This is a genomic window from Natribaculum luteum, from assembly GCF_023008545.1.
Lineage (GTDB): Archaea > Halobacteriota > Halobacteria > Halobacteriales > Natrialbaceae > Natribaculum > Natribaculum luteum.
In genome coordinates, this window is record NZ_CP095397.1 from 1989825 (window position 1) to 2005208 (window position 15384).

Sequence of the window (15384 nt, forward strand, 5' to 3'; positions counted from 1 at the left end):
TTCAGGTAATGACCGCCTACACCGCGACGGTGACGGTTCGACTCAAACACGGCGTCCTCGATCCGGAGGCCGAGACGACCGCACGCGCACTCGAGCGACTCGGCTTCGAACTCGAGGCGCTGCGCTCGGCGGATCAGTTCGAGATCGACCTCGAGGCAGCGTCGGCCGAGGAGGCCGGAGAGCGCGCCGACGAGATGGCAGAACGCCTGCTGGCGAACCCGACGATCCACGACTACGACGTCGAGGTCGACGAACGGTAGGATGACGGTCTCGATCATTCGATTCGGCGGTTCGAACTGCGATCGTGACGCCGAACGCGCCCTCGAGCATCTCGGTATCGATGCCGAGATCGTCTGGCACGAGGACGGCCTCCCCGAGGACACGACGGGGATCGTGCTCCCCGGCGGGTTCTCCTACGGCGACTACCTGCGGGCGGGTGCGATGGCCGCCCGCGCGCCGATCATGGAGGAGGTCCGCGAGGCCGCAGGCGAGGGCGTCCCCGTCCTCGGCGTCTGCAACGGTGCACAGGTCGGCTGCGAGTCCAGCCTGACCGAGGGGGCGTTCACGACCAACGAGAGCGCTCGCTTCCAGTGTGAGCCGGTCTACGTGCGCGTCGAACGCGACGACACGCCCTGGACACAGGCCTACGACGAGGGCGACGTCCTCGAGATCCCGATCGCCCACGCCGAGGGTCGCTACGAGGTCGACGACGATCGACTGGCGGAACTCGAAGACGAGGATCGGATCCTCTTTCGGTACTGCAACGAGGACGGCGAGACGACGCCTGAGGCCAACCCGAACGGATCGAAACACGACGTCGCGGGGCTGGTCGGCGACCGCGACACCGTCGCGGTGTTGATGCCCCACCCGGAACGCGTGACGCTGCCCGACGTCGGCGAGACGGATGGCCAGGGCGTTCTTCGCGGCTTCGAGTACGCGACGAACTGACCACCACCACCACACTTATTTCCGTTGGAAATCCAGTTACGTAGTACGGTCGTTCGAGAAGTGGGTGTTCATCTCACGGGTACCACACTGTGAACGAACCGGGAACAAAAGATGCGTGACTCGACTTTCATCGTCTACGTCGATCCGGCTCCACTCGCCGACGTAGCTCCGACGTTTCGTGACGCCGGTGCGACTGTCGAACACGTCACGACACTCGAGGCGTGTCGTCGGGTGCTTTCGAAGGCCGACTGCATCGTCTGTGATCGGACCGCCTCTGGGATCGGTAGCGTCGAACTCTGTGAGTGCGTTCGCTCGCGTCGTTCCGACGTCCCCATCGTCGTGTTCACCGCCGACGGCAGTGAGACGTTTGCTGGCGATGCGATCGCTGCAGGCGCAGACGGGTACGTCCCGAAATCACAGGGAGTCGATACGCTCGAGGCGCGGGTCGACGACCTCCTCGCCGACCGGGAAGCGACGACGCCCAGTGACGAACGCGACGGGAAAGACAGGATGGCCGATTTGACGGCCCTCGATCGACGACGGCGACTGGAACGCGATCGATTCGTCGCCCTCTTCGAGAACGTTCCAGACGCAGTTGCCAGCGTTCGTTACGTCGACGGCGAACCGGTCGTCGAACGAGTCAACCCCTCGTTCGAGCGGATTTTCGGCTACGGCGAAGGAGAGATCGACGGCGAACCGATCGCGCCGTTCGTCGTCCCGAACGAGCAGGAGGCTGGATCCGACGTCCTCGAGGATCGGGGTGATCGTGGCGACGTCGTCGACGGCGCGGTAAAACGGCGAACGACCAATGGGTTGCGCGACTTCGAACTGCAGACCGTACCGATAGCGAACGACGACGCGACCGACCGAGCGTTCGTCGTCTACACCGACGTCACCCAGTGGAAGCGACGGCAGAAACGCGTCGAGATCCTCGACCGGGTGTTGCGCCATGACCTCCGGAACGGTATGAACATCGTCGAGGGCTGTGCCGAGCTGCTCGCGGATGCCGTCGAGGACGACGACCAGGAGCACCTCGAGACGATCCGTGAGCGGGCGACCGAACTGATCGAACTCGCAGAGAAAACCCGCGCCGTCGAACGCACGCTCGAGCGAAGCGACGCCACCGGCCCCGTCGACCTCGTCGACAGCGTCGACGCGGCGATCGACCGCCTCGAAGCGAGATATCCCGACGTCGATGTCGCCTGCTCGCTTCCAGACAGAGCTGTCGCTCAGGCCGACGACCACCTCGAGACGGCCATCTTTCACGTCCTCGAGAACGCGGTCGTTCACAACGATCGGATGGAGCCAGCCGTCGAAGTGACACTCGAGTGTTCCGACGACGGCGGCCCGTTCGTCCTCTCGATCGCCGACGACGGACCTGGTATTCCAGACGAGGAGCGGGAACTACTCCAGGAGGAAAAAGAGATCACACAACTGCACCACGCAAGCGGGCTCGGACTGTGGTTCGTCAACTGGGTCGTCGCCCAGTTCGGCGGGACGATCTCGTTCGAGGACAACGATCCACGGGGAACGGTCGTCGAGCTTCGCGTTCCGAGAGCCAGCGTCGTGTCCTCACACGCCGTCGGTGAGGGGGCTACCGCCGACGACTGACCGCTCGCGAACTGGCAGACTCGAGGCGATGTAGCCGCTGGAGGACGTGAGTCAGCGCGTAAGCGGCTGGTTGTAGCTCCGCTCGTGTTCTAACACGGCCTCCCAGGTCGCCTCGCACTCACACGAGACCTGCTCGAAGACCGTCGGGTCCTGCCGGAGGTCGAAGTCCTTGATCGCCTTCTGGACGAGGTCGTCACACTCCTTGCAGTTGTGTGGGCCGCGGTCGGAGCCGTGGCCGACGGGGTCGGAGACGACGATTGCGTCGACGTTCGCGGTCTCGCGGAGGACGTGGGCGACCGACCAGAGCCACGGCGGGCGGTATCCGTCCGAGAAGTAGAGTTCGTCGACCATCGTGTAGCGCTGGACGTTGGTCGGGTTCATCGAGATCGTGTGACAGCCGTCGACGTCGGCACAGCGCTCGATCGAGGAGATCATGTCCGCGACCGCCTCGGATTCCGTGAGAAACGGCGGCTTCATCAGGAGGTAGGCTTTCACGCCCGCGCCGGCCGCTCGAGCCTCCTCGCAGGCGTCCTCGAAGTCGGCGAAATCGAAGTACTTGTTCACGCAGTCGTGGCGTACGCGATCCGTGGCGGTCTCGAGGCCGATCGCGACGTCCGTCTCGAGGCCGCGGTCGGTGAAGTCCCGGAGTTTCTCCCGGTCGACGAAGTCGGGCAGGGACTCGACGACCATCCGCTCGCGGTCGGCGAACGTCTCGGCGATGGCGTCGCGGGTCTTGGCGCCGACCTCGCGCTCGTCGAGGAACGATCCGGAGGTGTAGATCTTGATCAGCGGCGCGGGTTCGTCCGCGTTCTCCGCTTCGTGCTCGAGGCAGACGTCGATCTGGTCCAGCAGCGCCTCGTGGCTGACGCTGCCGCCCTCGACGCTCTCGGCGACGTACCCGCACATCGTACAGCCGCCCGCGCGAGCCCACCGACAGCCGCCGGTGTTCAGGATGATCGTCAGGCTCCGTTTGACTCCGGCGGGCGTATTGTCCTCGTCGAGCCAGACACGAGTCGGCTCGTGGGGGTCGTAGCTTCGCTCTTTCCGCGAGCGGATCTCCCGCATCACCTTGTTGTGGGCGTCCATGCCCTTGCCCTGCTCGTAGACGTCGGGCGTGGGTTGACTCATTGTCGGGAGAAGCGCTCGAGTGCGTAAATCGCCTTCGTCTACGGACGCGTATCGACGCGTGCAACGTGTCTCACTCGAGACGGACCTCTTTGGTGTCGATCGCGTTGCACTTCGGACAGACGTGCTGGTACCTGACGCGGCTCCCGGTGGTGGTGACTCGCCAGCCGCCCTCGACGTCGACGTAGCCACACTCCGGACAGCGCAGATCGGACCGGTCGAACATCTGTTTGAGTCGGTCGAACGGCGAACGACCCTTCTGTATAGCCATGTGTTAACACACAACTCACGATCACATAAGCGTATTCCCGATAGGGAGAGCCGCCATAGGCGGTGGGTTCGTCGGATCGCCGTTCGACGATACTACCACCATACTTCATAGTCAGACCCTTCCTAAGTAGGTGTATGACCGACACCGATACGGAGCGCAACGAGAGTTCGGCCGGCGGGGGAGACACACCGGCCGCCGCTCTCGAGCGCATCGTCGATCCGGTCGTCGCCGTCGCTGGTGGCACTGTCACGTGCGTAAACGCCGCTGCTGCCGACGCGTTCGACACCCATACAGATGTGAGCGATCGACCGGCTGCAAGCGTGCTCGACACAGTGTGGGAGCAACTCGAGGCGGAGATCGAGGAGACGGCGATCGGCACCGTCCGGACCGTCTCGCTCGAGGACGACCGATTCGACGCTCGTATCCACCGTGGCGACGACGGCGCGACGATCACCTTCGATCACGACGACACGTCCCACGTCCGTGACAGAGCGATCAAAGACCGGGCGATCGACGAAGCGCCTATCGGCGTCACGCTCTCGGATCCGTCCCGCGAGGACAACCCGCTGATCTACGTCAACGACGCCTACGAGCGCCTGACGGGCTACACTTCCGAGGAGGTCGTCGGCCAGAACTGCCGGTTCCTGCAGGGCGAAGACTCCGATCCGGAAGCGATCCGCGAGATGCGCGAGGCCATCGACGAACAGCGACCGGTCACCGTCGAACTCAAGAACTACCGGAAAGACGGCGAGGAGTTCTGGAACGAGGTGACGATCGCACCGGTTCGAGACGACGACGGCGAGGTGACGAACTACGTCGGCTTCCAGAACGACGTCACCGCACGCAAGCAGGCCCAGTTCGAACTCGAACGTCACAAGGAGAAACTCCAGGAAGAACGCGCCGAACTCGAGCGCGTTCTGGAACGCGTCGAGGGGCTCGTCCAGGACGTCACTGCCGCCGTCGCGGGTGCGACCTCGCGGACAGATCTCGAGGACGCGGTCTGCGACCGGATCGCCGCCGAACGGGCCTACGAGGGCGTCTGGATCGGCGAGCGGAGTCCCGCGACCAGCTCGATCGAGGCCCGCACGAGCGCCGGAACCACGCCGGAGCCAATCGAAATCGACGACGGCCACCCTGCCAGCGTCGCACTCGAGCGTGGCGGCGTCGCCGTCGACCGCGTCGACGGCACGACCGTCGCCGCCATTCCGCTTGCATACAGTGGCGTCGAGTACGGTGTGTTGACCGTCCGAACTACGGAGGGACACGACGTCGACGAACGCGACGAGGTGATTCTCTCGGCGCTGACCCGGGCGGTCGCGAGCGGGATCAACGCCCGTGAGACGAGCCGAATGCTCGCGACCGACGCCGTCGTCGCCGTCGAACTCGAACTCGTCGACCGGAACGTCGCGCCCGTGGCCCTCTCTGCGGCCGCCGACTGCGAACTCGAGTACCGGCGGTCGGTCCATCGTACGGACGACGAGACGGCCTCGCTGTACACCGCCACCGATGCGTCGATGGACGAACTCGAGGCGGCGGCCGCGGAACTCGAGGGTGTCGAACTGCGGCCGATCGTCGAACGCGACGAGGAGTGTCTGGTCGAACTCACGACCGACGAGAGTCTCGTCGAGTGGCTCTCGGAGCGCGGGGCCGTCGTGCGATCGATCACCGCCGAGGACGGCCGCACACGCCTCACGCTCGAAGTTCCGCGATCCGCAAACGTCCGCGACGTCGTCGAGGCCGTCGAGGAACGGTATCCGGAGACCGACGTCCGCTCGTTCCAGCAACGAGAGCGGGCCGACGAGACCCGACAGGAGTTCGCCGCGAACCTCGAGGACGAACTCACCGACCGGCAACTCGCCGCGTTACAGCGGGCGTATCTCGGCGGCTACTTCGAGTGGCCGCGACCGACGACGGGAGAGGAACTCGCACAGTCGATGGGCGTCTCCCGGCCGACGTTCCACGAGCACCTTCGAACCGCCGAAGCGAAGCTGTGTCGAGCGTTCTTCGGGGAGTAAACGCGGGTTCACAGAAGTAACGAGGCGGATGTCACGGGGTCGTCCGGAAATCGAAGATTTCCGTGATCACGAGATTCTCCGATTCTCGAACGACTTGACCCCGAGGCGGTTGACCTGTGTACGGTTCGACTAGCGGCGACGCGTTCGCCCGCCGGGGACCGACACTTCGTGTCTTCGTCGGACGGTCGATGGAACGACGACCTGAAGATCTCGTTACCGCGTCGTAGTTACCTCTTAGCGGAATCGAACGGTTCTGGACGGTGGCCCGTGCTTATGTGTGAGATCGTGGTGCGCTGGATCATGCTCGAGGCGACCCTCCCGCTCCAGATCGGTGGTGGCCAGTTTCTGTACTGGGCGATCGTCTTCTTCGTGCTCGCGATCCTCGCCGCGGCGATCGGTGCACGGGGCGTCGCTGGGGTCTCGATGGAGATTGCGCGAATCTTCGTGTTGATCTTCATCGTTCTCGCGATCGTCGCGCTGCTGTTGTAGGTCGGTGAGACGACGTTCGCTGACCGTCGACGGTTACGCTTTTGCAGCATTTGCCACGCTGAGAGTGGGCAGACACTCACCGAATGTCGTGAAGAGGACTTCGTTGCCCATAGGTCGATCGCAGCCGCTACGTAATCACGTCCGGTTTCGCTGGGGTGGGAACGACTAACAGGCTGCGGGTACAATATAACGTACTGAGTTTACCATGACCGAACTCGGCGGATTCCAAGACAGGGTCGCCCGCGTCGACCTCAGCGACGGATCGGTCGCCTACGAGTCGATCGACGACGAGGACGCGAAAAAGTACATCGGCGCGCGTGGCCTGGGGGTAAAGTACGTCTTCGAACAGGGGCCGGACGTCGACCCGCTCGGTCCCGAGAACCTGCTCGCGTTCATGAACGGCCCGCTGTCGGGCACGCAGGTGACGATGAGCGGGCGGATCGCCGTCTGCACCAAGTCACCGCTGACGGGCACAGTCACCGACTCCCACCAGGGCGGCTGGTCCGGTGCCCGGCTGAAGTGGTCCGGCTTCGACGGCCTGCTGTTCGAGGGACAGGCCGACGACCCGGTCTACGCCGTCGTCGAAGACGGTGAAGTCGAACTCCGGGACGCCTCCCACCTCTGGGGGAAGGGCATCCACGAGACACGAGAGACGATCGAAGAGGAGGTAGACGGCTCCTACGGAAAGAACCTCTCGACGATGGCGATCGGACCGGGCGGCGAGAACGAGGTCAAATACGCCTGCATCATAAACGAGGACGACCGGGCCTCCGGGCGTGGGGGGACGGGCTGTGTGATGGGGTCGAAGAACCTCAAGGCAGTCGTCGTGAAGTCGACGACCGACATGCCCAAACCGGCAGACCCCGAGACGTTCCGCGAGGGCCACCAGCAGGCGATGAAGGCCATCCAGGAGTCCGACGTCACCGCGCCCAACGAGGGCGGACTCTCGATGTACGGGACGAACGTCCTGATGAACATCGCCGAGGAGATGGACGGCCTCCCGACGAAGAACGGACGGTACACGTCGACCGAGAGCATGCGCGAAACGGAGAGCGTCGACGTCGACGCCGAACGCGTCTCCGGCGAGAACGTTCGCGAGAACATCCTCGTCGACGAACCGACCTGCCACTCCTGTCCGGTCGCCTGCAAGAAGGAAGTCGAAGTGCAGGCGATGCACAAAGGCGAGGAGATGAACGTTCGGATGGAGTCCTACGAGTACGAGTCGGCGTACGCACTCGGCCCGAACTCCGGACACACAGAGCGCGACGCTATCGCCCTCATGATCGACCGCTGTAACGACATGGGCGTCGACACCATCGAGGTGGGCAACATGATGGCGATGGCCATGGAGATGTCCGAAGAGGGCAAACTCGAGGACGTCGGCGAACTCGACTGGGGCGATAGCGAGACGATGATCGACCTGATCGAGCGGATCGCCCACCGCGAGGACGACCTCGCGGACCTGCTGGCGGAGGGACCACGCCGCGTCGCCGACCGCAAGGAGGCCCACGACAACTCGCTGGCGGTCAAAGGCCAGACCATCGCAGCCTACGACCCCCGCTGTATGAAGGGGATGGGCATCGGGTACGCCACCTCGAATCGCGGGGCGTGTCACCTTCGTGCGTATACGCCCGCAGCCGAAATCCTCGGCATCCCTGAGAAAGTCGATCCCTACGAGTGGGAGGGCAAGGGTGAACTGACCGCCCAGTTCCAGGATCTCCACGCCATCAGCGACTCCTTCGACATCTGCAAGTTCAACGCCTTCGCCGAAGGCATCGAGGAGTACGTCACCCAGTACAACGGTATGACCGGCCGTGACGTCACCGAGGACGAGCTGATGAAAGCCGGCGAACGGGTCTACAACCTCGAGCGCTACTACAACAACCTGAACGGCTTCGACGGCAGCGACGACTCCCTGCCCGAGCGATTCCTCGAGGACGGCATCCCCGGCCAGGGTGCCTCCGAAGGCGAGTACTGCGAACTCGAGGAGATGAAAGCGGAGTACTACGAACACCGTGGCTGGGTCGATGGCGTCGTCCCCGACGAGAAACTCGAGGACCTCGAAATCGAAGTCGGCCCCGGCACCGGCGTCAGCAGCGAAGGCGGTGCGGCAGCGCCCAGCGACGACTGATACGGTCTGCTGTCCCGAGTTTCCGCAGTGACCGCCCGACGGGACGCGGTCGCTGGGGGACGGACGTACAGCGGTCCGTCTGATTGCCGTCGGCGAACCGGAGCGTACTTTTTCTCGCCGTCGGTCGGTTGACCTGGATGTCACCGAGTCGGCACCTTCGCGTCCAGATGGTCGTCTCGATCCTCCTGCTCTCCGCTCTCACCCTCGGTTTTCTTCTCTGTGTGTGGCTTGCCACGTACGTCGTTCTCGAGGTGGCCAACGACGGTGCACTCGAGCTGGCGACGGTCGGCATCGCGACGTTCCTGACCGTGTTCGTCGTCGTCGTCGTCGAGCAGATTCGAGACCGCCGCGTTACTGGTCGTGCTCGCGGTCGGCCCCGATCGGATCTGGGCGGTGTGACGCTGCCTCGCAGCATGGCCAGTGCAGTGTGGCTCTTTCCTCTCACGTGGCTCGTCGTCTACGTGGCCGTCGCGTTCGTCGACCCCGGCTCGCGGGCACTCGCGACGAGCGGTGCCGCCAGCCTGCTTGCAGCCATCGCCGCCCTCGAGTACGGGCAGATCGGAACGATCGAGCGACTCGCCGGAGCGGTTCCCGTCGATCCCGAAGACGCCCCACGAGTCCATCGGACGACGACGCGGGTCGCGACGCTGTACGACGTCCCCGTGCCGACGATCGCAGTCTCCGAGCGCGACGCACCCGAGGCGATGGCAGTCGGACTCCGGCCCGGAAACGTCCACCTCGTGATCTCACTTGGCACGCTTCGAGCACTCTCCGACGACGAACTCGAGGCGGTGATCGCCCACGAACTCGCCCACGTCGCCAATCGCGACGCGATGGTGATGACTGCCGCCTCGGTCCCGGTCGTCCTCGCCGAGGGAATCAGGACGTACCTGGGCGACGACGACGTTCGAGAGACGTTCGGATTTCTGACCGCCCCACTCGTGCTCGTCGCCAGCGCGACGTCGCTCCTCGGTCGGCCCGTCACCGCGGGCCTCTCGCGGGCCAGAGAGCGCGCTGCCGACCGGGCTGCCGCCGAGACGACGGGATCGCCCGCAGCACTCGCGAGCGCCCTTCGAACCCTCGACGATCGGATCGACGAGACGCCACGGCGTGACCTCCGGGACGTCTCGAGTCTCTCCTCGCTGTCGATCCTGCCACTCGAGGACGACGAGGTCGAGAAAGTGATGCTCGGTCCCGACGGCGACACCGAGCCCTCGTACTGGTGGCACAGGAAGCGACTGTCCCGGCTGTCGAACTGGCTCTTTCGAACCCATCCGCCGACGACGTCCCGCATCGAGTCGCTGCAGCGACTCGAGGGCGAACGGTGGTGACCGCCTGACTGCTCGACTAGGCCGCTCGCATAGCTATTTGCCGGTCGCCCACGATAGCGATCGATCATGAGCGAGATACCCGTTCGGGTGACGACGAGCGAGGAGGGCGACGCGTCGGCGTCGGATTCGATCGACGAACTGGTCACACACGACGAGACGATCGCAAACGGCGTACGCCTGCACTACGTCGAGGCCGGCCCCGAGGACGGTCCGCCGGTCGTCTTGCTCCACGGCTTCCCGGAGTTCTGGTACTCGTGGCGCAACCAGCTCCCCGCGCTCGCCGACGCTGGCTACCACGTCGTCGCCCCGGACATGCGCGGCTACAACCGCTCGGAGAAACCCCACGGGATCGACGCCTACCGCCTCTCGACGCTCGCAGACGACGTCGCAGCCCTCGTTCGAACGCTGGACACGAGCGTCGCCCACGTCGTCGGCCACGACTGGGGTGGCGTCGTCGCCTGGGCGACCGCGATGACCCACCCGGAACAGGTGTCGACGCTCACCGTGTTGAACGCGCCACACCCGCTCAAGTACGTCCGCGACCTCTCGCTCGAGCAAGCCCGCCGGTCGTGGTACGCCCTGCTGTTCCAGGTGCCGTGGCTGCCCGAACGGACGCTTGCCGCCCGCGACTTTGCCGCCATCGAGCGACTCTTCGAGGAAGGCGTTGCCGTCCCGGGCGCGTTCACCGACGAGGACCTGCGGCGGTACAAGGCCGCGTTCGACCGGCCGGGCGCGCTCGAGTCGGCGCTCAACTACTATCGGGCGTTCGGTCGAGGAACGGTCCGGAAACAGCTCCCCGGTGCGATTCCGCTGGTCGGCGACCGACTGGTCACATCTCCGTCACCGATCGAGGTGCCGACGCTGGTGCTGTGGGGCGAGCGGGATCCGGCGCTGTCGGTCGACCAGACCGTGGGTCTCGAACACTACGTCGTGGACGTCCGCGTCGAGCGCTTCCCCGACGCGAGCCACTGGGTGCAGTTCGACGCGTCCGACCGGGTCAACGAGGCGTTGCTGGCGTTCCTCGGCGAACAGTAGTGTCATACTATAATCTAGACTCACTAATGAGTAATAAAATGAGAGTCATCAGTAATTATCTAACTTAACTTCGAAAATATTCATAGTGGTCAAAGAGAGTTTCACAGATGCATGGCACGCGAACGAGACACGACCGACCAGCGAGCAGTACGGCTTCTTCGCTGGTTCGGAATCGGACTGTTAGTGGTCGGACTGGCCCTGCCGGCGACGGTCGCGGCGGGAGTCGGCCAGGCCGATACCCAGTCGAACACGCAACTAGACGATTCAGCGAACGGAGACGACGAACTTCGAATCGAGATCTCTCTGAGCGACTACGTCACCTCCTCGAGTGAGGACGAAGCAGCCTCGAGCGAGGACGAAGACGGCCTGCGGTTCGAGGTCTCCTTGAGCGACTCCCTCTCGAGTGAGGACGACGGACCGGCAGAGTCACCGGACCGCTCGAGTTCGTCCGATCTGGTGGTCGACGTCGTACTCTCGGACGAGACAGCCGACGACACCGAGAGTGAGACGACCGACGACGAAGGAGCAGACGAGACGGCCGACGACACCGAGAGCGAAACGACCGACGACTCGGAAGAAGCGTCTGACGAGGAGTCGGGCGACTCGGAAAACGAGACGGGCGACGAATCTGCCGACGAGACCACTGACGACGAGGAGGAACGCACCTACGCAGCACAGGTCGAACTGGCGATTCACGACGAGGTCAACGAGATCAGAGCCGAGCACGGTCTCGACCCCCTCGAGTTCGACGAACAGCTGGCGGGCGTCGCCCGCGGGCACAGCGAGGACATGGCCGAGAACGACTACTTCTCTCACACCAGCCCCGATGGCTCGACCGTCGGCGACCGGTACGCCGATGCCGGCGTCTCCTGTCAGGCCTGGGGAGAGAACATCCTCTACAACTACCACTCAGACGAATCGCCCGAAGTCGCCGCCCAGAAGAGCGTCGAGATGTGGATGAACAGCGACGGACACCGAGAGAACATCCTCAGCGACCGCTGGGATAGCCAGGGAATCGGCGTCACCGTCGCGGCGGACGGTCGCCTCTACGCGACGCAGAATTTCGGAACGAACTGTAACTGACGACGAGACGACGTCGGCGCCCACAGCCGACGCGTCCAGCGAGATTTTTTCGAGACGTTCGTTCGAGTGTCGCAGTCACGCCCTCGAGTCGACGCCGACGATCAGCGGGTCCCGGATCTCGAGTGCCGTCTCGAACTCCTCTTCGCGATCGTCCCGACGGCCGATGCGGAGGAGTTGTTCCTCGTGTGCACGCCGGACGGCGGCCTGTTCGCGCTCCTCGAGGTCCAGTCGGTCGCCGATGTCGTCCCAGTGGCCCCACTCGACGAAGAACGCGACGAGGTCGTCGGATTCGTAGGCACACTCGTACTGCCGGCGGTACTCCTCGAGTCGCGGCCCCAGGTCCGCCTGGACGCGGTCGACGAGGGTGGGGAGCCGGGACGGCGGGACGCTCGCTTTCGCGGCCGTGAGCAGGAGGACCTGTCCCTCGATCGGGTCGCCCGTCATCAGCCACCCGCGCGCATCGCTTTCTGGGCGAACGACTCGACCAGCGACTCGAGTCGGTCGTTCTCTCCCTCGAAGACGACCGTTACCTCGGTGAGCGTGAGCGACGGCCCGACGCCGACGGTTTCCGAGGAGAGGCGGGCCGTCCACCCGTCGCCCTCGACCGTATCGTCGTCGACCTGTTCGCCGCCGAGGTTCGTCAGGTAGCGCACGGCGAGTCGTTCGGAGATGCCGCGAAAGGAGCGTTCGATTCGCATTGTCCTACTCGCAGTTCGACCCCGAGGCGAGTGAATGTTACCGTTCCTATTTTCAGCAGTGTTCAGCAGTAACCCGTTGGAATTGGGTGTACTGACGGGTGGCTGGACCACACCCATCACCGCCATCCGCATTCGACTCTGACAGGGCGACAGCGGGCGTTATGACAGCCGACCCACCACCAGCGGTCGCCCCTGTCTGTTCGGGCTCGTAGGCAACAACGCCACGCCCGAACGCGAGCCGCGTGCCAACGGAACGGCGAGCTGGCACGGTTTCCGAATCCCCCGTATAGGAGGACATGAAACCGTGATCCAGTCCATCCGTCTCGCTGAAGAACACGCGAGCCACGTTCACCGCCGCGATGTAATCTCGATCACCTTCAAACCCGCACCGAGCGTTGTCGCAACGGAAGTGCCCACCCCACCACACCTCCTCCGTGTGGTCGGGACTCGAGGTGAGCCGTGTCCGCAGGGCGACTGGGGGCAGTCGTCACTCGAGTTTCTCGAGCGCGTCGAAGAAGTTCGCCCGCGGGCCGGCGAGCGTGACGGGGTCGTCGGCGACGGTTACCGTGACGGTCGCCGGCGGCTCGAGTTCCCGTCTGTTGCGACCGTCGCTGATGGCCCAGCCGACGTCGGCTCCGGAGACGTGGAGCGTGATCTCGCTGTCTGCGTCGACGACCAGCGGAGGCATCGAGTCGTCGGCACACATCTGCGTGACGACGAGGGCGTCGACCGTCGGTCGGACGAGTGGGCCACCCTCGCTCAGGTTGTAGGCGGTCGAACCGGTCGGCGTCGCGACGAGGACACCGTCGGCGTGACCCGTCGCGTAGGATTCGCCGTCGACGCGGACGTCGATGTCGGCACCGCCGCCGTGTCCGCGTCGGGGGCCGTGGACGACGACCTCGTTGAGCGCCGGCTCGAGGGCCCAGTCCGTACCGCTGGCGTGCAGGCGGTTGACCTCGGCGCCGTCGACGTCGCCGCCAGCGCGGAGGGTATCGACCAGGTCGCCGACGGCGTCGACGGCGTCGTCCGGCGAGACGGCGTTGAGGAAGCCGACTTCGCCGAGGTTGACGCCGATGAGCGGTGCGTCGCCTGCCTCGCGCGCGACGAAGAGGAAGGTGCCGTCGCCGCCGATACTCACGACGAGGTCGGCCGATCCCATCTCGGCGATCGGCACGCTGGGTGCGCCGATGGCAGTTCCCGTCTCTTCGTCGACCGTTATGCTCACCTCGTCGCCTGCGAGCGTCTCGAGGAGGGTCGCGGCGAGTCTCTGTGCCCGCTCGTTGTCGCGCTGGGCGACGATCCCGACGTCCACGTCCATCGTCGCTCGGTAGCGCTCCCGTGGCCAAAAAACTCCCTGTCGGCGCCCGACGGCGTTACGTCGACGGCGGTCGCGTGGACGTCTCGTCAGCCGGTCGTTTCGACGGTTTCGGCGGCAGTAAGACGACGTTAGGTGCCTGTTTGCCGTCCATACTTTTCCGGCCGAGCGTGGTCAGGGCCTCCATGGCAGATCGGACGCAATCGAAAGAGACGATGACGCGTTCGGAGCTGGCAGCGTACCTCTCGGACCTCGCGGCGGAGTTCGAACGCGGCGAGGAGGAACTCGCGGTCGACGTCGGGAACAAGACCGTGACGTTGAACCCACCGGAGCAGGTCGACTGCGACGTCGAAGTCGTCGAGCGATCGTCGGTCCTCCGTGGGAATCGGGAGACGATCGCTATCGAACTCAGCTGGAAACGCTGATGGCACTTCTCGACGCCGCCGTGATCTTCGTCGCGAGCCTGCTCGTCGGCACCGTCGCCATCCTCGCGGGGGTGCGACTGATCGTCGACGCGGACGCGGGCGTGTCCAACGCGCTGTTTACCGCACTCGTCGGCGCGATCGTCTGGGCCGTCTCGTCGGCGCTCGTCGACCGGTTCGTCCTGTTCGACTGGCTGCCGATCCTCGGCGTCGTGTTGATGCTCGTCGCCTGGATCGGCGTGCTCAACTGGCGCTACCCCGGCGGCTGGGGCACGGCGGCCGCGATCGGCTTCGTCGCGTGGATCGTCGCGGTGGCGATCGTCTACGCCTTCACCCTCGTCGACGTCCTCGCGCCCGAAGCCCTCGGGATCCCCGGCGCGTGATCCCTGTGGCGTCCTTCCCACCGTTCGAGAACCGATCGCGAAGTACTTTTTTCTCGAGGATCGAGTGTCGACTGTAGGGATGTACGAGACGATCCTCTTTCCGACGGACGGGAGCGACCACGCAAGTGCGGTCGCAGAGCACGCGATCGACGTCGCGAAGACCCGAGACGCGACGCTGCACGTCCTCTCGGTCGTCGACGACCGGGCGTTTCTGGTCCTCGACGACGAGCGTGTCGACGCGGTCCGCGAGGACCTCCGAGAGCGCGCGCTCGAGGCAGTCGACGAGGCCGTCACAACCGCACAGGGCCACGGCGTCGAGGCGACGTCGGCAGTCGAGACGGGCAACCCGGCCGAGTGCATCGTCGACTACGCCGCCGAGCACGACGTCGATCTCGTCGTGATGGGAACGAGCGGTGACGAGTACGAACGAAACGTCGTCGGCAGCGTCTCCCAGCGCGTCGTCCAGACGTCACCCGTTCCCGTCTTGACCGTCGGGACCGACGCCTGAGCGTCGTCGTTCACTCGAG

The 15384-nt window shown here is 65.0% G+C and carries 17 protein-coding genes; 12 read left to right on the top strand and 5 right to left on the bottom strand.

All coding sequences use genetic code 11. From position 1 onward, the window contains the following. Positions 1 to 8: 8 nt before the first annotated feature. From purS to MU558_RS10275, 3 genes are all read left to right on the top strand, one after another. Positions 9 to 260 carry a phosphoribosylformylglycinamidine synthase subunit PurS gene (gene purS / locus MU558_RS10265; protein ID WP_246966160.1) on the top strand — a complete coding sequence of 84 codons (252 nt, stop codon included), beginning with the start codon at positions 9 to 11 and terminating at the stop codon, positions 258 to 260. 1 nt (position 261) lies between these two features. Then, positions 262 to 948, top strand: coding sequence for a phosphoribosylformylglycinamidine synthase I (gene purQ, locus MU558_RS10270; protein ID WP_246966161.1), 687 nt, complete (start codon positions 262 to 264; stop codon positions 946 to 948). Positions 949 to 1059: 111 nt separating this feature from the next. After that, positions 1060 to 2559, top strand: coding sequence for an ATP-binding protein (locus MU558_RS10275; protein WP_246966163.1), 1500 nt, complete (start codon positions 1060 to 1062; stop codon positions 2557 to 2559). Between the two features lie 51 nt (positions 2560 to 2610). Here the strand turns inward: MU558_RS10275 and MU558_RS10280 are convergent, their stop codons facing one another. Both MU558_RS10280 and MU558_RS10285 read right to left on the bottom strand, forming a co-directional pair. Next, positions 2611 to 3687, bottom strand: coding sequence for an archaeosine biosynthesis radical SAM protein RaSEA (locus tag MU558_RS10280; RefSeq protein ID WP_246966164.1), 1077 nt, complete (start codon positions 3685 to 3687; stop codon positions 2611 to 2613). Positions 3688 to 3757: 70 nt separating this feature from the next. Next, on the bottom strand, positions 3758 to 3955 hold the full coding sequence (locus MU558_RS10285) for an HVO_0649 family zinc finger protein (RefSeq protein ID WP_377071270.1): 198 nt from the start codon (positions 3953 to 3955) through the stop codon (positions 3758 to 3760). A gap of 134 nt (positions 3956 to 4089) precedes the next feature. On the opposite strand from MU558_RS10285, the gene MU558_RS10290 reads away from it, so the two are divergent. The 6 genes from MU558_RS10290 (at position 4090) to MU558_RS10315 (ending at position 12039) form a co-directional block, all read left to right on the top strand. Then, positions 4090 to 5970, top strand: a complete 1881-nt coding sequence (locus tag MU558_RS10290) for a bacterio-opsin activator domain-containing protein (RefSeq protein ID WP_246966166.1) — start codon at positions 4090 to 4092, stop codon at positions 5968 to 5970. Between the two features lie 300 nt (positions 5971 to 6270). Further along, positions 6271 to 6459, top strand: coding sequence for a DUF1328 domain-containing protein (locus MU558_RS10295; protein ID WP_246974940.1), 189 nt, complete (start codon positions 6271 to 6273; stop codon positions 6457 to 6459). Positions 6460 to 6664: 205 nt separating this feature from the next. Beyond that, positions 6665 to 8590: an aldehyde ferredoxin oxidoreductase family protein gene (locus tag MU558_RS10300; RefSeq protein ID WP_246966168.1), complete on the top strand. Its 1926-nt coding sequence runs from the start codon at positions 6665 to 6667 to the stop codon at positions 8588 to 8590. Between the two features lie 413 nt (positions 8591 to 9003). Then, on the top strand, positions 9004 to 9921 hold the full coding sequence (locus tag MU558_RS10305) for a M48 family metalloprotease (protein ID WP_246974942.1): 918 nt from the start codon (positions 9004 to 9006) through the stop codon (positions 9919 to 9921). Between the two features lie 66 nt (positions 9922 to 9987). Then, on the top strand, positions 9988 to 10956 hold the full coding sequence (locus MU558_RS10310) for an alpha/beta fold hydrolase (protein WP_246966170.1): 969 nt from the start codon (positions 9988 to 9990) through the stop codon (positions 10954 to 10956). 111 nt (positions 10957 to 11067) lie between these two features. Beyond that, positions 11068 to 12039 carry a CAP domain-containing protein gene (locus tag MU558_RS10315; protein WP_246966172.1) on the top strand — a complete coding sequence of 324 codons (972 nt, stop codon included), beginning with the start codon at positions 11068 to 11070 and terminating at the stop codon, positions 12037 to 12039. 75 nt (positions 12040 to 12114) lie between these two features. On the opposite strand, the gene MU558_RS10320 is transcribed toward MU558_RS10315, so the two are convergent. The 3 genes from MU558_RS10320 to MU558_RS10330 form a co-directional block, all read right to left on the bottom strand. Beyond that, the gene (locus MU558_RS10320; protein ID WP_246966174.1) at positions 12115 to 12483 is read right to left on the bottom strand and encodes a DUF8048 family protein; all 369 of its coding nucleotides are present in this window, start codon (positions 12481 to 12483) and stop codon (positions 12115 to 12117) included. Beyond that, positions 12483 to 12737 (bottom strand): MoaD-like domain-containing protein, encoded by a 255-nt coding sequence (locus MU558_RS10325; protein WP_246966176.1) that lies wholly within the window; start codon positions 12735 to 12737, stop codon positions 12483 to 12485. The genes MU558_RS10320 and MU558_RS10325 overlap by 1 nt, the downstream gene beginning before the upstream one ends. A 487-nt stretch (positions 12738 to 13224) precedes the next feature. Beyond that, positions 13225 to 14055 (bottom strand): NAD(+)/NADH kinase, encoded by an 831-nt coding sequence (locus MU558_RS10330; protein ID WP_246966178.1) that lies wholly within the window; start codon positions 14053 to 14055, stop codon positions 13225 to 13227. A 182-nt stretch (positions 14056 to 14237) separates the two neighbouring features. Here MU558_RS10330 and MU558_RS10335 point away from each other — a divergent pair, with 182 nt between their 5' ends. The 3 genes from MU558_RS10335 (at position 14238) to MU558_RS10345 (ending at position 15365) form a co-directional block, all read left to right on the top strand. Beyond that, a complete protein-coding gene (locus MU558_RS10335) occupies positions 14238 to 14477 on the top strand; it encodes an amphi-Trp domain-containing protein (RefSeq protein ID WP_246966180.1) in 240 nt (79 codons plus the stop codon). After that, positions 14477 to 14857: a hypothetical protein gene (locus tag MU558_RS10340; protein WP_246966182.1), complete on the top strand. Its 381-nt coding sequence runs from the start codon at positions 14477 to 14479 to the stop codon at positions 14855 to 14857. Before MU558_RS10335 ends, MU558_RS10340 begins: the two co-directional genes overlap by 1 nt. A 79-nt stretch (positions 14858 to 14936) precedes the next feature. Then, positions 14937 to 15365: a universal stress protein gene (locus MU558_RS10345; protein ID WP_246966184.1), complete on the top strand. Its 429-nt coding sequence runs from the start codon at positions 14937 to 14939 to the stop codon at positions 15363 to 15365. Positions 15366 to 15384 lie beyond the last annotated feature (19 nt).